Annotated in this window: 22 protein-coding genes, 1 pseudogene and 1 riboswitch; of the genes and pseudogenes, 15 read left to right on the top strand and 8 right to left on the bottom strand. The window is 54.5% G+C overall.

Features of this window, described 5'->3' with window-relative positions; genetic code table 11:
- Positions 1-42 precede the first annotated feature (42 nt).
- The 11 genes from NZD89_RS04935 to tlp all read left to right on the top strand — a co-directional run bounded on the left by NZD89_RS04935 (position 43) and on the right by tlp (position 9,920).
- Entirely contained in the window at positions 43-825 is a 783-nt protein-coding gene (locus NZD89_RS04935) for an SDR family oxidoreductase (protein ID WP_268006654.1), read from the top strand.
- Positions 826-912: 87 nt separating this feature from the next.
- Complete coding sequence (acpP, locus tag NZD89_RS04940; protein WP_268006655.1) at positions 913-1,161, top strand: acyl carrier protein; 249 nt, start codon at positions 913-915, stop codon at positions 1,159-1,161.
- A 152-nt stretch (positions 1,162-1,313) separates the two neighbouring features.
- The gene (locus NZD89_RS04945) at positions 1,314-2,960 is read left to right on the top strand and encodes a class I adenylate-forming enzyme family protein (protein WP_268006656.1); all 1,647 of its coding nucleotides are present in this window, start codon (positions 1,314-1,316) and stop codon (positions 2,958-2,960) included.
- Positions 2,961-3,062: 102 nt separating this feature from the next.
- Positions 3,063-4,289 (top strand): acyl-CoA dehydrogenase family protein, encoded by a 1,227-nt coding sequence (locus tag NZD89_RS04950; protein WP_268006657.1) that lies wholly within the window; start codon positions 3,063-3,065, stop codon positions 4,287-4,289.
- A gap of 1 nt (position 4,290) precedes the next feature.
- Positions 4,291-5,319, top strand: a complete 1,029-nt coding sequence (locus NZD89_RS04955) for a zinc-dependent alcohol dehydrogenase (RefSeq protein WP_268006658.1) — start codon at positions 4,291-4,293, stop codon at positions 5,317-5,319.
- 66 nt (positions 5,320-5,385) lie between these two features.
- Positions 5,386-6,033, top strand: a complete 648-nt coding sequence (locus tag NZD89_RS04960; RefSeq protein ID WP_268006659.1) for a hypothetical protein — start codon at positions 5,386-5,388, stop codon at positions 6,031-6,033.
- A gap of 96 nt (positions 6,034-6,129) precedes the next feature.
- Positions 6,130-6,274, top strand: a riboswitch (cyclic di-AMP (ydaO/yuaA leader).
- Between the two features lie 129 nt (positions 6,275-6,403).
- Positions 6,404-7,561, top strand: coding sequence for a betaine/proline/choline family ABC transporter ATP-binding protein (locus tag NZD89_RS04965; RefSeq protein ID WP_268006660.1), 1,158 nt, complete (start codon positions 6,404-6,406; stop codon positions 7,559-7,561).
- Positions 7,536-8,174 (top strand): ABC transporter permease, encoded by a 639-nt coding sequence (locus tag NZD89_RS04970; protein ID WP_284286166.1) that lies wholly within the window; start codon positions 7,536-7,538, stop codon positions 8,172-8,174. The genes NZD89_RS04965 and NZD89_RS04970 overlap by 26 nt, the downstream gene beginning before the upstream one ends.
- Before the next feature lie 69 nt (positions 8,175-8,243).
- The gene (locus NZD89_RS04975) at positions 8,244-9,179 is read left to right on the top strand and encodes a glycine betaine ABC transporter substrate-binding protein (protein ID WP_268006661.1); all 936 of its coding nucleotides are present in this window, start codon (positions 8,244-8,246) and stop codon (positions 9,177-9,179) included.
- Between the two features lie 107 nt (positions 9,180-9,286).
- Entirely contained in the window at positions 9,287-9,490 is a 204-nt protein-coding gene (locus NZD89_RS04980) for a hypothetical protein (RefSeq protein WP_268006662.1), read from the top strand.
- 202 nt (positions 9,491-9,692) lie between these two features.
- Complete coding sequence (gene tlp / locus NZD89_RS04985) at positions 9,693-9,920, top strand: small acid-soluble spore protein Tlp (protein ID WP_268006663.1); 228 nt, start codon at positions 9,693-9,695, stop codon at positions 9,918-9,920.
- Positions 9,921-10,009: 89 nt separating this feature from the next.
- Here tlp and proS read toward each other — a convergent pair whose 3' ends face one another.
- On the bottom strand, positions 10,010-11,461 hold the full coding sequence (gene proS / locus NZD89_RS04990) for a proline--tRNA ligase (RefSeq protein WP_268006664.1): 1,452 nt from the start codon (positions 11,459-11,461) through the stop codon (positions 10,010-10,012).
- A gap of 111 nt (positions 11,462-11,572) precedes the next feature.
- Here proS and NZD89_RS04995 point away from each other — a divergent pair, with 111 nt between their 5' ends.
- Entirely contained in the window at positions 11,573-12,643 is a 1,071-nt protein-coding gene (locus NZD89_RS04995) for a metal-dependent hydrolase (RefSeq protein WP_268006665.1), read from the top strand.
- Positions 12,644-12,671: 28 nt separating this feature from the next.
- On the opposite strand, the gene NZD89_RS05000 is transcribed toward NZD89_RS04995, so the two are convergent.
- From NZD89_RS05000 to NZD89_RS05010, 4 genes and pseudogenes are all read right to left on the bottom strand, one after another.
- Entirely contained in the window at positions 12,672-13,037 is a 366-nt protein-coding gene (locus NZD89_RS05000; RefSeq protein WP_268006666.1) for a helix-turn-helix domain-containing protein, read from the bottom strand.
- Positions 13,038-13,249: 212 nt separating this feature from the next.
- Positions 13,250-14,026 carry a site-specific integrase gene (locus NZD89_RS05005; RefSeq protein ID WP_499710030.1) on the bottom strand — a complete coding sequence of 259 codons (777 nt, stop codon included), beginning with the start codon at positions 14,024-14,026 and terminating at the stop codon, positions 13,250-13,252.
- Between the two features lie 15 nt (positions 14,027-14,041).
- Positions 14,042-14,191: pseudogene (locus tag NZD89_RS30225) on the bottom strand (N-terminal phage integrase SAM-like domain-containing protein); the annotation flags it as partial.
- Between the two features lie 190 nt (positions 14,192-14,381).
- The gene (locus NZD89_RS05010; RefSeq protein ID WP_268006667.1) at positions 14,382-14,840 is read right to left on the bottom strand and encodes an ImmA/IrrE family metallo-endopeptidase; all 459 of its coding nucleotides are present in this window, start codon (positions 14,838-14,840) and stop codon (positions 14,382-14,384) included.
- Between the two features lie 96 nt (positions 14,841-14,936).
- Between NZD89_RS05010 and NZD89_RS05015 the strand changes: the two genes are divergently transcribed.
- Positions 14,937-15,656, top strand: coding sequence for a hypothetical protein (locus NZD89_RS05015; RefSeq protein WP_268006668.1), 720 nt, complete (start codon positions 14,937-14,939; stop codon positions 15,654-15,656).
- A 137-nt stretch (positions 15,657-15,793) separates the two neighbouring features.
- On the opposite strand, the gene NZD89_RS05020 is transcribed toward NZD89_RS05015, so the two are convergent.
- The 3 genes from NZD89_RS05020 to NZD89_RS05030 form a co-directional block, all read right to left on the bottom strand.
- Positions 15,794-16,147, bottom strand: a complete 354-nt coding sequence (locus NZD89_RS05020; protein WP_268006669.1) for a DUF4064 domain-containing protein — start codon at positions 16,145-16,147, stop codon at positions 15,794-15,796.
- Between the two features lie 63 nt (positions 16,148-16,210).
- Positions 16,211-16,408, bottom strand: a complete 198-nt coding sequence (locus NZD89_RS05025) for a hypothetical protein (RefSeq protein ID WP_268006670.1) — start codon at positions 16,406-16,408, stop codon at positions 16,211-16,213.
- A gap of 4 nt (positions 16,409-16,412) precedes the next feature.
- Positions 16,413-16,796: a helix-turn-helix domain-containing protein gene (locus NZD89_RS05030; RefSeq protein WP_268006671.1), complete on the bottom strand. Its 384-nt coding sequence runs from the start codon at positions 16,794-16,796 to the stop codon at positions 16,413-16,415.
- Between the two features lie 167 nt (positions 16,797-16,963).
- Between NZD89_RS05030 and NZD89_RS05035 the strand changes: the two genes are divergently transcribed.
- Positions 16,964-17,179: a helix-turn-helix transcriptional regulator gene (locus NZD89_RS05035; protein ID WP_268006672.1), complete on the top strand. Its 216-nt coding sequence runs from the start codon at positions 16,964-16,966 to the stop codon at positions 17,177-17,179.
- Between the two features lie 10 nt (positions 17,180-17,189).
- The gene (locus NZD89_RS05040) at positions 17,190-17,381 is read left to right on the top strand and encodes a hypothetical protein (RefSeq protein ID WP_268006673.1); all 192 of its coding nucleotides are present in this window, start codon (positions 17,190-17,192) and stop codon (positions 17,379-17,381) included.
- Positions 17,382-17,606: the final 225 nt, after the last annotated feature.

The raw sequence follows: 17,606 nt of genomic DNA on the forward strand, positions 1-17,606 counted from the left end.
CACAGCCACAGATGGCTAAAAAAGATGTCAGGGGTGGAGATATTGGCAGGTTTGCTAGAGGGCAAGAAGGCGTTTATCACGGGGAGCAGCCGCGGCATCGGCCGTGCGACAGCCGTCGCGATGGCGCGCCAGGGCGCGGATATCGTGGTCCATTACCGCCGCGATGCAGAGCAGGCGGAGAAGACCGTACAGGAGATTCGCGACTTGGGGCGCGAGGCGCTGCTCGTCAAGGCCGAATTGGAGAGTCAAGACGAGCTGAACGCCGCGTTTGACGTCGTCGAACAAGAATGGGGCAGCTTGGACATCTTCGTGGCCAGTGCGGCCGCGAGTGCATTCAAACCGATTGAGCAACTCAAGGACTACCATCTGGACAAGACGTATCGCACGGTTGTCCACAGTACCGTGTTTGCGGCGCAGCGCTGCATTCCGCTAATGGCCGGGAAGAGTGGTCGCATCATCACGATGTCGAGCATGGGCAGTACCTACACCTTGCCGCGTTATGCGACCCTTGGGAGCGCAAAGGCCGCACTCGAATCGATGACGCGCTATCTGGCCAGCGAATTGGGACCCAAGGGCATCACGGTCAACGCCCTCAATCCAGGGGTTGTGGATACCGAGTCAGCGAAGTTCTACGGCGGTGCGAATTACGACCAATACAATGCGGACGTCATCGCACACACGCCGCTTGGCCGCCTCGGGACGACCGAAGACATCGCGGATGCCGCGGTGTTCCTCGCGAGCGATATGTCTCGCTTCATTACAGGACAAGTGATCAGAGTCGACGGCGGACTAACGCTGTTGACCGGAGGCTTTGAAAGCTTCTGAGTCACCGGTTGTGAACCGGTTGACAGCCGTCTGAAAACCGTCGCAGCTTTGCGAATGACAAATGATACGAAATGGAGTCGATAGATCATGTCTTTGACCAAAGAGCAGATTGAACAAAAGGTGAAGAACGTCGTAGTGAACCAGTTGCAGGTAGAGGCTGAAGAAGTGCATGCAAATAGTCTGTTCGTTGACGACTTGGGCGCAGATTCCCTCGATTTGACGGAGTTGGCCGTCGCGTTTGAGGACGAGTTCGAACTTGAGATTCCGGAAGCCGACTTCGGACAGCTTTCCACCGTCGCAGGGGTCGTGGAGTACATTCAAGGCCGTCTGGCATAACGTTTGATTTTGGCATGTCCCCTCGTCACAGCCGCTTGGTCGCGTGGGGACGTCCCTTCGAAGCGAGCGTTGTCCGCAGTCGTGATAAACGTACCTCGGATGAGCACGAAACCCACTGATTCCATCAGCTTTTTGATAAAGGGGACGATGAAATGTTTGATTTTGCCGGCAGAACGCTGTCTGTGGAGCGCGCACAAGCGTACGTCGACCAAGGCTATTGGCCAGATGAATCGTTTGTCGACGTGCTGGAACAGGACGTTCGCCTCTATCCAGATTTCGTTCACAAGGACGAGGAGCGCAGTTTGACTTACACCCAACTGTGGGAGGAAGTCGAGGCTGTCGCCGCGGAGTTGTACCATCGCGGCATTCGCAAGGGGGATACCGTCGCGATTCAGTTGCCGAACTCCCTCGACTACGTGGTGGCCGTTTTCGGTATCGCCCGCATCGGTGCAATTGGCGTGTCGTTGCAAATCGACTTGGGCCGCCAAGCTATCGAGTCGAGCCTCGAGCGCTCCAAAGCCAAGGCGTGGATCATCGCCGACAACTTCCGCGGGCAGCCGCTGTACGAGATGGCGCTGGACGTTCAGAAGAACCACGCTCAGCTGGAACACGTCATTCTCCAGGGCGACATTTCGCGAGCACCTGCGGACGCGCTGACGTTTGAATCGCTGCGCAACAGCGAGAAGCGCCTTGGTCAACAAGAGATTGAGGCGAATCGGCCGACGCGCCTCGACGCGTTTCTGATGGTGTTTACCTCCGGTACGACCGGCTCGCCGAAGGGCGTCGTGCAACTCCACGCCAACTACCTCTGGGCGGCGCGGGCGTACGCAAAAAACTTCGGCTACGAACCAGGCGACGCCGTGCTCGACATCGCGCCCATCTGTCACCAGACCGGCATGCTCGCGGGCGTCATGATGACCATTGCAACGGGCGGTCGCATCCTGTTGCTCGAGCGCTTTTCGGCGAGTCGCGTGATCAAGTGGATCGAGACGGAGAAGCCGGCCTACCTCGTTGGCGCGCCGCCGCACGTCATTCACGTCACCAATGCACCGAAGTTAAAGAGTGCGGATACGTCCAGCGTCAAGCTGTTTATCTACGCCGGTGCCCCAGTTCCGAGCTCCGTGCTCGAGCGGCTTCAGTCCGACGGCGGCATCAAGGTCGGCGGCATGTTCGGCTGGACCGAGGGCTTTCTGGCCACGGCTACCCGTCCGGACGATCCACTCGAAGCGCTCAGCTCGACGGTAGGATTCGTGATACCTGGGACCGAAGTGCGCCTGGTCGACGAAGATGGCCACGACATCGCACCAGGGGAATCGGGCGAGATGTGGGCGCGCGGGCCGAACTTTGCCGCGGGATATTATGAGAATCCAGAAGCGGCGCACCGCCAATGGGATGCCGAGGGCTGGTTCCACTCGGGCGACATCTTGCGCCAGGATGAGAATGGGCGGTTTAAGTTCATCGCCCGCGCGGACGACGTGATCAACCGCGGCGGCACGAAAATTGACCCGAAGAGCGTCGAGGACGTCATCGCCGCACATCCGTCTGTGGAAAACGTGGCGGTCGTCGGCGCGCCGGATGAAACCCTGGGCCAGCAGAGTGTGGCTTGCGTCGTCCTGCACGAGGGAGCGGACAGGTTCTCGCTGCCAGAACTTCGCGACTTTCTTGGGGAACGGGGTTTGGCGAAATTCCAGTTCCCGGACCGGTTGGAATTTTTGTCGGAATTACCTACCACACACTCTGGAAAGATCAAGAAGAAGGATCTGCGTGAACGGTTCCGCCTGGAAGCAGAGGAGAAGTAAACTCGGTCGAAGAGCTTCGAACGAGATCTGATATATGGAACTCGCGCACGTTGCGCGATGGCCCTGACGGGGCAATGAGAGAATGGAGTAGGAGGGAAAGGCATGAGCATCTTAAACGCATCTGAGCAGGGCGCCATCCAAGTTCATCAAGCTAATTTCGATAAAGCCCTGGTCGCTCGAGCGAATGAGATTCGCAATCGCGTCATTCAGTTCCGCGAGGAAGAGGGCAAGGACTGGGCCGAGGAGATCGAGCGCACAGAAGCGATTCCGCAAGCGCTGTGGAATCGCATGCGGGAGCTCGGCTTTCACAAGTTGACTCAGCCGCAGCGATTTGGCGGCGAAGGACTGCCTTTGACGCTGTATTTCCCAATTCTTGAGGAAATGGCACACTGTCACGGCTCGATTCGCATGGTCTTTCACGCGTACAACAGCATTTGGCGCACGGTCGGTCAGGGGACGGAAGAGCAGCAGGCGCACTGGCTGTCGAAACTCGTGGACGAAGGCGCGCTGGTGGCGTTTGCACTGACGGAGCCGGACAATGGCACGGGCATCGACCTTCGCACGACCGCAACCTACGAGAACGGCAAATACATCCTCAACGGTCGCAAGCATCTGATCACGTTTGCAGAAGAGGCAGCCGTGCTCGCTGTGATCGCAAAGATGGAAGGCGGCGCTGGACGCGGCGGTTTGACGGCGTTTCTCGTACCGCAAGGGCGCGCAGGCATGAAGTTGGAGCCAATGGCCCACATGATGGGCGACAAGGGTTGCTCACACGCGGTCATCACGTTTGAGAACTGCGAGGTCTCGGAGGATGAAATTCTAGGCCTTGTCGGGGAAGGTTTCGGCGTCGCCGTACGCGGCTTTCTTGACCAAAGTCGCGCGTGTATCGCCCTCAGTGCCGTGGGTCTCGCGCAGGAAGCGCTCGATGTGACGCTGCAGTTCGTGCGCAAGCGGGTGACGTTTGGCAAGGCGCTTGCCAGCCGCCAAGCCATCCAGATGCGCCTTGCGGAGATGCAGGTGGCCATCCAGGCCGCACGTCTGCTCTGCCTCGATGCCGCGCAGAAGTATGACCGCGGCGAGGATATCTCCCTCGAAGCCTCGATTGCCAAGGCAAATGCTATTCGCATGGTAGGCGAGGTGACCGATGGGGCACTGTCTCTGTTCGGTGGCATTGGCTACAGCGTCGGAAGCCCTGTCGAACGGTTGTATCGCGACGCTCGATCCCTCTGGTTTGAAGAGGGCACTGCAGAAATGCAGAAGATGACCATCGCTGAGGCACTTCTCACCAACGCCCGCCGCCGTGAGCGCGAGGCGAAGAAGAACGACTGATATGTTACGTCTGGAGTATTCACCTGGTGATGGGTTTCGGGTCGCAGATGGCCCCGCACCGTCGATTGCCTCCGACGAAGTGCTGATTCGCGTTGAAGCGTGCGGCGTGTGCGGCAGTGATCGGCAGGTTGTGGCTGGGGAATCGGTACCGCCGGGAACTGCTTTTCCCCTTGTCATGGGGCACGAAATCGCGGGTCAGATCATCGAGGTGGGCGCCGATGTCATCGGCTGGCGCCAAGATGACCTAGTGGTCGTCCATCCGTTTGTCGCGTGCGGCACCTGTGCACCGTGCTTGCACGACCAGGCAAATCTCTGCGTGCGCCAAACTTGTATTGGGTACCATCGGCAGGGGGGATTCGCACAGCAAGTCGCGATTCCTGCGGCGCAGTTGGTGCGGCGGCCGACCAGCGTGTCGGCGGCTGCGGCTGCGCTCCTGGTCGATGCGTTTGCGACCCCGTTTCGCGCGATGTTGGAGGCGGGGGTAGGGCGCGGGCAGACCGTCCTCGTCATCGGTACCGGTGGATTGGGGCTTGCAGCGCTGATGTTGGCGCAGGGTTTTGGCGTCGAGCGGCTCGGCGCGGTGACGCGTCGGGCCGAGGGCGTGGAGACTGCACAGGCGTATGGCGCAGAGACGGTCGTGACAACCGAGGCGGATGCGCGCACCATCGCGCGCCAGTTGCGTCGTTGGTCAGGCGCCTCAGGCATCGACGTCGTCGTCGATACCGTGGCGACCGAGGAGACGATTGCTCTCGCCATGGAGACCGTGCGTCCCGGCGGTTGTGTCGCTCTCGTCGGCATGTCGGAGGAAACGGCGCATTACCCCATCGCCAAGACCGTTCGCCGCGGCGTGCGCCTCGTGGCGAGTTACGGGTCGCTGCGCGAGGACGTGGAGCAGCTCGTAGGCTGGGTCGAAGAGGGGCGCTTAAACCCGCTATCGCTGGTAGCTGGGACGTTGTCGCTAGATCAGGCAGAACGTGCATTTTCCCCGGTTCGTCGCTCGGGAAGATGGGTCGTCGACCCGACTTTATAAGGGAAGTTGAGGCGCGCTGTGGAAGTGCGCCCTTCGCTCTCTTTCGCAGGAAAGGTGGTTCGCCAAGTGAGTGAGCATCAGCGGATCGAGATCTTGAATCAAGCATGCCAGTCGCTGTGGCGCGACATCAGGTACCCTGTGCTGGAGCGCGGATACGAGGACGAGGCTGCGTGCAGAGAGGACTTGGCCGCTGCACTCGGAGACGAGTTAGCACTCGAGGACTGGTTGAACGGCTGCCTCGCCATCGAACGGAAACCGGTTTCCCTCGCTGGCGTTCGCAACGCGCTTCTACACGTGTTTGATCACTTCAAACCTCACTTGAGCCAAGGTTCGCGGCACAGTTGGCACCAGCTGATCGTCAATGAACCCAGCAAGGCTCGCTCGCGAATCCACGAGTTGGTTTTCGAACACCCGCAAACCTCGCTCGTCACGTCGTACTATTGGCGCGAAGACGCCTGGCGACTGGTCAATTTCCGCTATCGAGAAACGTGGTGGCAGTTTCGCCTGACTCCGTCATCCGCTGGCGGCTGTGAGTGGACAGTCACCTCGCTCGCTGACGTACTGACGCGAATGCCTGCGGGCTCAGCCACGTTGGATGAGTGGCTTTTTCTGCAGCGTTTGGCTGTCCGCTTCGCAAATGGCGACAAGGTTCTCTACCCAGAGCTCTTGGAGCATGGGTTCCACCATCAGAAAAGCCAACAGTCCCACTTCTAGCCTCCCTAGATAAACAGACCATTCCGCCCACATTTTGTGTTTCGAATTTTCTGTGCTATAATGCAAATCGTACTACGGTACACCTCTTCGCCAAGCGTCACACAATGGCCGAATTCCACATTTGTGGAAGCGGGGGAACCAAGTTTTTCGGGGTGAATTGACTGACCGTTCCCAGCGGTTGGTTATAGGCAAATCTTTGCCGAACCCGTCAGCTAACCTCGTAGGCGAATACTGTGCATTGGTTGCTGCACGATATCGCACAAATCTTCCAGCGAAAACATCCATGTAGTGCAAGTCTATCACGGCGCCTTGTATCTGGTTTGCCTATCTCTTTTGGCATTCCAGAGGAGTTTTGAGGAAAGGAGTGTCCATGAATAAGGCTATCGAATTTATTGAGGTAGAGAAACAGTACGGAGAGACACATGTCGTCAAGCGGCTAAACCTCGGAATTGGCGAGGGGCAGTTGGTGACGCTGATCGGCCCGTCTGGATGCGGAAAGACGACGACGCTCAAAATGATCAACCGCCTCATCGAACCAACTGCGGGAGAGATCTATGTCGGCGGGGAGAACACCAACCGGTTGAGTCCTGTCGAACTGCGTCGAAAAATCGGATATGTCATTCAGCAAATCGGGCTCTTTCCACACATGACCATCGAAGAGAACATCGGCCTCGTGCCAAAGCTTATGGGGATAAAGAAGCACGAGTACGCCAGGCGCGCCGAGTCACTCCTCGACATGGTGGGGATGGATCCAAGTGTCTTTCGAACGCGGTACCCGAAAGAGTTGAGTGGTGGACAACAACAGCGTGTCGGTGTGGCGCGCGCGCTTGCTGCGGACCCAGACATCATTCTGATGGATGAGCCGTTTAGCGCGCTTGACCCCATCAGCCGCGAACAGTTACAAGACGAACTGCTCAAACTCCAAGGCGCCTTACACAAGACGATTGTATTTGTTACGCACGACATGGATGAAGCTTTGAAGATTGCGGATCAGATTGTGCTCATGAAAGATGGGACTATCGTGCAGCACGGCATTCCAGACCAAATCCTTCGACACCCGAAAAACGATTTTGTGCGCGAATTTGTGGGCGAAAAACGGTTCTTTCAGAACGCTGCGTTTGGCGAAGCGCGGGAAGCCATGACGGAAGCCGTCACCGTTGCCCCGATTCGAGGCTTAGCGCACTGTGTTCAGCTGATGAAGCGACATCGCGTAAACGGACTGATTGTCACGGACGCGGGCGGTCGTTATTTAGGGGTGGTGAGTCCGCAACAGATTTACGACCATTTTCGCGACGAACAAGCCACGGCGGCGTCGGTCATGCGCGACGACGGCCCGACGGTGAACGCCTCTGCTCCAATGGATCAGGTGCTCGGTTTATTGCAATCAGACGCGCGCGGATTCCTGCCTGTCGTCGACGCAGATGAGCGCTTGCTAGGGGTCATCACGCGCGCGAGCGTCCTCAACGTCCTGACGGCGTTCGCAGATGAGGAGGTGAGTGCTGGTGGGCTTGTTGATTCAAACGTTTGAGCAAAACTGGCAGGCGTTGCTGGTGGCGCTCGGACAGCACGTGTTGCTCAGCGTGATCGCGATTGTCGTAGCCAGTGTGATATCGATTCCGCTTGGCGTCTATATCACGCGGCACAAGGTGGTCGCCCAAGTCGTTCTAATCGTCGTTTCTGTGATTCAAACCATCCCGAGTTTGGCACTTCTCGGGTTCATGATCCCGTTGTTTGGCATCGGTACCGTGCCCGCGGTCATCACCCTGACACTGTATGCGCTGCTTCCGATTGTCCGGAACACGTATACCGGCATCACAGAGGTGGATTCTGCGCTCATCGAGGCGGGGCGCGGAATGGGGATGACGAGATCGCAAATTCTCTGGCAGGTTGAACTTCCGTTGTCGCGCAATGTGATTATGGCTGGCGTACGTACGGCAACTGTGCTTACCATCGGCGTCGCTACGCTTGCGACGTTCATCGGAGCGGGAGGTCTCGGCGACCTGATCATGCGCGGAATCGACATGATCGACACGCCGACCATTCTCGTCGGGGCGATACCTGCTGCGCTCTTAGCCATCGCCTTCGACGTGTTGTTGCACTTCTTGGATAGAGTCATGACCCCGCGTGGGTTGCGTTCGTAAGAAAAATAGAGCACAGAAGGGGGCAATGGACTCGTGTCATGGATGTCATGGATGTCATGGATGTCATGGATGTCATGGAAGCAGGGCATGCGCAAGTTTTGGACTAAAAAAACCGGTAAGGTAGCCGTAACGGCCCTCTCGGTGGGGGCGCTGATCACCCCGGTAGCGGGTTGTGGCACGGCTGGTGCTGCGTCGTCCAACACGGTGGTCATCGGCGGCAAGAACTTCACCGAGCAGGATATCATGGCAGACATGATGGCTGACCTCATCCAAAAGGATACCAACTTGAAGGTCGTCAAAAAGCGCTGGCTCGACAGCAACGTCCTGTGGAACGCCGAGAAAAACGGCGACGTGGACATCTACGTCGAGTACACCGGGACGGGCCTCGTCAATATCTTGAAAGACCCGGTGACGACCGACCCGAACAAGGCCTATCAAACGGTGAAACAACAGTTTGAACAAAAGTACCACATCACGTGGCTGAACCCGATTGGGTTCAACAACACGTACGCCATGGCGATGACGCAATCGGAAGCCAAAAAGCTGGGGGTTACAACGATATCGCAAATGGCCGCCAAATCGAAGTCTCTGGTTCTCGGGACGGAGCAGGACTTCATTACGCGCTCGGATGGACTGCCAGCTATGAACAAGCTGTATGGGACACAATTCAAGTCGGTGAAGTCGATGGAAATCGGGTTGAAATACAAGGCGTTGGTGAGTGGCGACGTCGACGTGATCGACGCGTTTTCCACGGACGGCAATATCCCCGCGAACCACCTGGTGTTGTTGAAGGACGACAAGCACGTATTCCCGCCATACTACGCGTGTCCGATCATTCGCGACAGCGTCTTAAAGGCGCATCCGGAGTTGAAGACGGTGTTGAACAAGCTCTCTGGGAAGATCACGGATGAAGAGATGCAAAAGTTGAATGAACAGGTCGATCTCGAGCACAAGAGCGCAGACGTCGTGGCGAAGACCTGGTTGCAGCAGAACGGGCTGTTATAGCGAATGACCTTGTCATAGGCGCCAACCCCCTGGGTCGAGCCTGACCGGCTCGCGTTTGGCCCCCTTGCATGGATGATGTACACTGTCCATGTAGGAGGATGACCGGCATGAAAAGAGGTCCAAATCCCGAGGGCGCCAGAGGCTGGCTGTTTGCGTTAGGCGGTCTTGGCGTGATCGTGGTAATTCTTAGCGTCGCGGTATTTCATATCGACTCGGGTGTCTCCATTCTCGGGTACGTCATTGGCTTCATTTGCTTGCTTTTAGCGGCGATGGGCGCCTTTGTCAAGCGGGACAGAAAAGACTCCGAGTGATTTCGATGGAATCTAAAGCCTAGACAAAGGGGTGTTGACCGATGTGTCGACGCCTCTTTGTCGTTTCGATGTTGCGATGCTGATTTCCGTGTCGAACTGAGCTAGGCGGAAAAGGTTGCGTTTTCCACGCCTTTGCATTGATAATTTTCGCTGTCCTGCACACCCTTTGAGTGGTTACTACTCTATGCGGAGGTGCTCTTTCGTGGCGAAACCAGACAATCGAAGCGATAATGTCGAGCATTTGCAAAAGGCAATCAATCACACGATGCAGAACATGCGGGAAGCAAGCGACTTTCTGAAGGCGCACGGCGATGAGATGAACGCGGGGGATGTGGCCGACATTCGCGCGAAAAACGAGCGCCGTGAGGAAGCGATTGAAGGGTTTCGTGAAGAGATTCAAGACGAGGCGAAGCACCAGCACCGCATGTGAGTTGGCCACACTGAAAAAGGGTCCGTCTGTTTCGCGTCATGCTGACGCGAAACGGCGGACCTTTTGTTCATTCCATACACAGGGCGTGATCAATACGATTTGGCGAACCAGACTGCGTGCTTTGCCGGTTGCCCACAGGTTACACACTGGCTGGGACGGGCCGGTGGGTCAAACGGGATGTTTCGGCTGGTCGCGCTGCATGCGTCTTTGACCGCTCGTTCACAGGCGTCGTCGCCGCACCAACCAGCCAACACAAATCCGCGCTTCTCGTCGATGTAGTTCGTCAGTTCCTCGAGAGTGTTGGCGACATACGAATGCTCAGCTCGGAAGGATTTCGCAGCTTCGAACATCGCATGTTGAATCTCATCGAGCAGTTTCGGAAGTGTCGTGTCCAACTCGTCGAGCGGAACAAACGTCTTTTCACCCGTGTCGCGGCGAACGAGAACGACCTGTTGGTTTTCCAAGTCACGGGGGCCGATTTCTAGACGGACAGGAATACCGCGCATCTCGTATTCGTTAAACTTCCAACCTGGGCTCACGTCGTCGCGAGCGTCCATCCGGACGCGAATGTCGGAGGACCGCAGTTTTTCGTAAATCTCCGTCGCCGCGGTGACAACCGCCTCCCTAGCTTTTTGCGGACCGATTGGAATGATCACCACTTGTGTGGGTGCCACTTTCGGCGGCAACACAAGTCCTCGGTCATCTCCGTGGACCATGATGAGCGCGCCCAACATCCGTGTGGAGACACCCCACGACGTCGTGTACACGAACTTCAGTTGATTGTCTTTGTCCAGATATTGTATTTCAAATCCTTTGGCAAAGTTTTGGCCTAAATAGTGGGATGTCCCCGCTTGAAGGGCCTTGCCGTCTTTCATGATGGCCTCGATGGAGTATGTATCGACCGCGCCGGCAAACTTTTCGCTCGGGGTCTTTTGGCCTCGGATCACCGGAATCGCCAGGAATTCCTCGACAAACTTCGTGTAGATGTCGAGCATCTGCATCGTCTCTTCGCGCGCTTCGTCCTCGGTGGCGTGCGCGGTGTGGCCCTCTTGCCACAAAAACTCGCTGGTTCGCAAAAACGGCATGGTCCGCTTTTCCCAGCGAACCACGTTCGCCCACTGGTTCAACAGCAGGGGGAGATCTCTGTATGACTGGATCCACTGAGCGTACATGTGCCCAATCATCGTCTCCGACGTGGGGCGAATCGCCAGGCGCTCTTCAAGTTTGTCGCCGCCGGCCTCGGTCACCCACGGGAGTTCTGGATTAAATCCCTCGACGTGCTCCTTTTCCTTTTGGAAGAAGCTCTCCGGAATGAACAGTGGGAAATAGGCATTGCGGTGCCCGGTGCGCTTAAATTCCTTGTCCAGTTCGCGTTGACACGTTTCCCAAATCTCGTACGAATCTGGTTTAAACACGATACATCCGCGCACAGGGGAATAATCCATTAAATCCGCTTTTTGGATCACGTCGAGATACCAACGAGAAAAATCCTCGCTCTGCGGCGTGATTTCTTTCACAAACGCTTTATTTTCTTTCGCCATGACGATCCTCCTAGGGCAGGTTGTCCTGCTTGCCATCTTACGGAATGCAACAATTCTCGTCAATTACGGGCATACTGGGGACACGCACCAGACGCAGGGAGGGGAACACGAATGGATAATGTAACGCACGCTGCATTCGGAGTCGGGGTCTTTGTGACGTATACGGCCGCCACCGGATCGCCACATGAAGGTTCCCTCGCTGTCGCTGCGTGTATCGCGGCGGTGGCCGGGGCAGAATGGCCCGATTTGGACATCTTGGCGCAGGTCTTTGGCGGGCCGGTGAAATACCTGTACCAACATCGCCAAATTTCTCACAGTCTCCCGCTTTGGTTTGCAGCCTCACTGTTGATTGGACTGATCATCGACGCTTTCATACCTGGACACTTTTGGCTATACGCGTCGCTCGCATTCGCTGGCACTTTGACGCACATATTTTTGGACATGTTAACCACATGTGGAACACGCGCCTTCTGGCCGCTGACGAACCGGCGCTACCGCGGTGACGCGTTGTTTGTCATCGAACCGATATACGTCATCCTGTTTATCGTCGGCTTTGCTGTGATTCAATCCGGTGGTCCCTATCGGGCGACCGTCTATTGGCTGGATGTTTTGGCGATTGCGTTCACAGTGTGGCGAGTCGCCCTGCGGCTCATGCTGGGCGCACGCGTCAAGCGATGGATAGGGCGGCTTGGCGACGCGCACGAGGTAAAATGGCGCGTTGTACCGACCCTGTTTCCAATTCCGCATGGCTATAAGTACGTCGTGCAGGAGGGAGTGCGTTTTCGATTCGGTTCCTTTACGTGGAACGGGCGGATGGTCGAGGAGGCAGCTGTGGAGACGGCTACAGGCCCCGCGGTGGACTACGTCCTGTCTCAGACGTCCGTCGGGCGAGCGATGGCTTGGTTTGCGCCGATGCTGTTCACCAAGGTCGATCACGACGGACAATGGACCGTCGTTCGGCTCGCGGACGCCTCTGTCCGGTACCTCAACTTTCTTCCCTTCAGCGCCACGGTCGATTTAACCAACACCGCAGAAGGTGGCTATACGGTCGTGAACGAGGGGCTTCGTGCACAACCCGTTCACATTCAGAAGCTGTGGCACGATACGTTTTGCGCGCTAGGAGACAGAGTTTTGCTCTACATCCCCAGTCCGCGCGGATACCGGTCGAAATCCCGAGCTTGAGAGGGCGTCGAGCCCTTCGTGCAGATGACTAGTCGTGGTCGTACTTCGTCGAGCGGTCGCGCAGGTACTCCGCCAGCAGCTCAAGCAGTTTGGACGGGTCGTCCAGGGCGTGTTCCTCTGCGAGTCGCCGGGCAATTTCCTGGTACGCGGTCGGCGTTTCGGAAGCGACACTCGGTGTACCCCCGGACTGCTCGTCAAACGACTCGAGGAAATACGTCAAGGGGACTCCGTACGCCTCTGCGAGTTTCGCCACGAGGAAATATGACGGGTTCGGACGAGTGCCTTTCTCTATGGCACTGAGATGACTTATCGAGATACCGGTCTGTTCGGAGGCTTCAGCAAGCGTCCATCCCTTTTGTTCGCGTAAAAACCTCAGTTTCTGTCCCAAATCCAAGGATGCGACCTCCTTCCACCCACGAGGTTCCGATTCTACCTGTCTACAAATGTAGAATTAGTAAGCGGCGAAGTAATCAAGGAAAAGAGCACTAAACCGACTATTCAAAACTGGCGCTGCCACTGCATTTTACCACGCTGAAAATAAATCTTGAATAATACGTCTAAACGACGTGGATTTGCAATTGGATTTGCAGGAGATTTGCAACTGGATTAGCGCTTTTGAATCGACCGAATAGCAGCCCCTAGGGTGTCGGCAGCGCGTTTTTGAATACCCGGTAGTACATGGGTGTATAGATCTGCGGTAATACTAATTGCCGAGTGACCAAGGCGCTCCGACACTATTTTGAGGTGTACATCACGCTCAAGCAATAAGCTGGCGTGCGTGTGTCGTAGATCATGGAAGCGCATATTCGGATAGCCCGCGCGTTCCAGAGCCCGATGCCAAGCTCTTGAAAATCGTCTCTGACCCATTGGACTCCCGTCTTCAAGGCAGATCACGAGGTCTAAATCATGATATGCTTTTCCTGCTCGTAAGCGTCGTTCGGATTGGGCAACACGGTGGGATTGCAACACCTTGATGTCGTCTTCGGTGATAGCAATAGCACGCCGACTGCTGTCGGTTTTGGGCTCCTGAAACACGGGATGTCCGCTTGACCATGAAACGGTCTGTTGAACATGCAAATATCCACGTTCAAAGTCGATGTCACTCCATCGAAGACCGAATATTTCACCTTGCCTCATTCCGGTCATCACAGCGAGGTAGAACCCGATCCAGCACAAGGGGTCATGCTCACGATTGATTTCTAAGAAGCCTAGCGCCTGTTCTAAGGTCCAAACGGTTGCTTTTCGACGTTCTATACGTGGAGGGTCCACTGCGTCCGTTACATTGCGTGTCAGGGCCCCCCACTTAATTGCGTAATCGAGAGCATTATGAAGCACAGCGTGTGCATGCCTGATCGTGCGACTGTTCACCGGTTTTGCACGCATGAATGCGTATAGCTCCTGAACGTGCCTGGGAGTCAACTTGCTTAGAGGGATTTTGCCTAGTCGGGGAACAATGTACGACTGTATGGACTCCCGATACGCAATCAAAGAGTTTGGACGTATCATAGTTGCTTTGTGCTCAAGGTAGCGCTCCATGAATGTCGCCACAGTTTCGTCTTGGGCAAGTGATACGCCCAAGTCACCAGCTTCCTGTAGGCGACGAGGAAGGTCCTTCTCAGCTTCCTTCCTCGTGTTATACCCGCTGTACTACTTGTATTTCTTCTTTCCGTCATCTCCGACACCGAGATACAGCACAATAGCCCATTTCTTACCCCGTTTTCTGACGTGACCGCGCATCTTATTGACACCTCACCAAGTTGGTTGATTCAAACAAATTAAGCCTCTGGCGCATGAACTTGTATGTGACGCAGAATATGGACGCTAGGTAGGCGCATTGATGTTCGTAGTACTGTGGCGTATCGGAAACCAAAGGCGCCAGCATAAATGTCGGAACAAGGGCGTACATAGCGAATAGACGGGTTTGTTCCTCCTGCAGTCCCCGAAACAACGGATCCATATCCGGCTGTCGACCGCTATGTAGAATGCGGTGCCCTAGTTCGTGTGCGAGTTGCTCTCGCTGTTTTTCGGGAGGTTGACGGCAGTCGATGACAATCCTTTTACTGCCGCATAGCGCTGGCCTGGGCATTCGCACGACGGTAATGCCCAGTCGTTCCGCGAATAGGTCCAATTGGATTTCGTGTGGGTATCGTACGTTGTAGGCCCGATAGTAGGCTGTAATTAGCTTCTCAATTTCCATACTGATTCTCCAAATAGAACATATGTTCCCATTTTAAAACTAAAGAAATATAAATAAAAGAGAGAAAATAGAGAGTGGAAAACAGGGGACTGACCTGTGGCGCAGAACATACTCTTTGGAAGCATTGTAAATTCCTATACAAGGGTGATGAACATGAAAAAAATTGCGATTGGCGTGGGTAGTTTTATCGTAGGTGTCGTTATGACCGCTGGAGTAACAATGGCGGCCACCACGACGGTAAAGGCAATCCAAGGGACCGATAAAGTACAGTACAATGGTCAAACGGTCTCAAACAGAACGGATTTGAAATCTGGCAGTACTACATACCTTTCATTGTCGTCCATTGAGTCTGTATTGAAGAAAGCGGGCCTAGGCTACAAGTGGAGCGGAAGCACCCTGAATGTAACGAGCTCTAGTTCCGTTCAGAGCACTGGAGCAATTAAGACGTCAAGTCTCCCCTACACATTCAAAGCGTCCGATGGCATGCAGATTACAGTCAACAACATTGATGCAACCAGTTCTTCAACAGTATTCGATGTAACATTCTCAAACAATGGTCCGACTGAAGACGGGGATGTGTATTTCAATATGTTCTCGAGCAGTTTATCTGATGGTGGTGCAACGGTTAAATTGGAGCAGGACTCCGATGCAGATTTAGAATCCCCATATAATCCGACCTATAATGATCTGCATCCAGGACAAACGGTGCAAGATACACTGACGTATGATCCGCTCAAAGCGGGCGCAACCCAATTTACTTGGTATTTCCAAGACTTTAGCGGAAATACACACCAACTAACATTCAGCCTAAGTTAAAGTTACTAGGGTGGGGCGCTTTGCTTCACCCTTTATTGTTTTCTATATATGGAGCATACGTTTGGATTACTTCAGAATTAGGGGTTTCCAAATCAACGATGTTTGATATTACAAGGCGCCCCCTTTCGGGGGCTCTCTTATGCAGAATGAGTTGCTGATGGTTGAGGCCTATTTCGTACGAACATGCTCATGACGCCTGGGATGATGAGTAAGATTCCTGGAAGGATGAAGAAGTACGATACACAGATGATGCCGCCAACTCCACCGATGAGCATTAGAATGCCGGCAACCTTCGCGAAGTTACGTACAAGGATAGACCCCACGAGGCCAACAACAGACAGAAACAATGCCCCCCACCCGAGTCCTGTAATTTCTCCAGAACTGCTAGCGTGGAACGCGTGACCGATTCCTCCTACAAGCATTGCAAAGATTGCTGCAATGATGCCAAACACGGAACCAATAATGCCGAGTACCATAGACGCGGTTCTCATATGTACACCTCCCTTCATTGGAGGATATTCTATAAAACGGATTATTTTCCTTGTTCTAGATGATTAAATTTGAGGTTTTTCGCAGCATAAATGGGAATCAAGATAGTATTCAGCGGAAAGATCCGAAATAAACCGTTGGGCTTCCATCCGAACTTTATCCGATAAAAAAGGGGAAGATACTACAGGGGAAGTGGCTTCGATCACTGCTTGGGCTTCTTTGATTTCCTGTCGCAAGCGTCTTAATTGTTCTAACGGTCGCACAGCCTTACTCCTTTCCTTTTCGGCGCTCAGCCTTCTTCTTTTCGATTTCCCATATCGCACGGAACGTCTCGATCGCTTCCTGCTTCATTTCTTCAGGTGACTTATTGAACTCATAGAAAAACAGATCATCACCCATGTTCTCCTTGAGCCACTCTGTGAATTCCTGTTCTTCCGAAGGGGAGGACGTCGGTTCTTTTCCTGTCAGCAGCCAGTCGGTAGACACTTCGAGCATTTGAGCCAACTTTGCCAAAGTACTCGCATCAGGCTCGCGATTACCAATTTCATAATTTGCGTAGGCGCCCCGTGAAATGCCGAGATAGTCTGCTATTTGTTGTTGCGTGTATCTGTGCTTGCGTCTGAGGTTCGCGAGTCGTTTTGCAATGTCCAATGGCTATAACCACCATTCCAAATGTATAACTCCAGTATAATGCGTCACATTGAAGCCAAACGTATTTGCGTCCATAAGAAACACGATTGTTGACTTGCGTCTAAACGACGCATATAATCAATTCAGAAAGTGCTTCAAAACGACACAGTCCGAAAGGAGGCGAATATATGCGACGAGAATGGTTGGTTAAGTATAGGGGAGACAAAACCCAGTGTGACGTAGCTGCTCATTGCAACATTCATCGGGGCCATTACTCTCTGATTGAAACAGGAGATAGAACTCCAAGTGTCGCGGTAGCTAAGCGCATCGCTAATTATCTTGGGTTTGATTGGACTCTTTTTTTTGAACATAATTGCGTCGAATCGAAACAAATGCCCGCATAGGAGGTGTGACATGAATGTGAGGGCCATAAAGCAACTAGTTGCACGTCAGGCGAGTGACGTGGAGTTGGATTCGTTCATTGCACTCGCCAAACGTTATCAGTTGTCACTTGACGCGAAACAGAGGTGGGTACGTACCGTCGGGAGACGGATCCGAGAGAACGCTGAGTGTGAGGGCAACTGCTTTCTCGAACGCCTGACATGATGCGAATTGACAGAGTGCAAGAACAGTAGATGGCTCATCCAGGTCAGATTCAATCAACCGTTCGTACATCTTTTGGATGTTAGCGTGTAGGACCTCGAAAATCTCTGGATACACTTCGCGTTTCAATATTTCGAGAGTTCGTTCTAGCTCTACTTGCGTCATCACACCATCACCCTTCACCAATGTGTTCGGTGAAAGAGTGGAAAAACCTTCAAACCACACCGC

The sequence above is a fragment of the Alicyclobacillus fastidiosus genome (assembly GCF_026651875.1).
Taxonomy (GTDB): domain Bacteria; phylum Bacillota; class Bacilli; order Alicyclobacillales; family Alicyclobacillaceae; genus Alicyclobacillus; species Alicyclobacillus fastidiosus.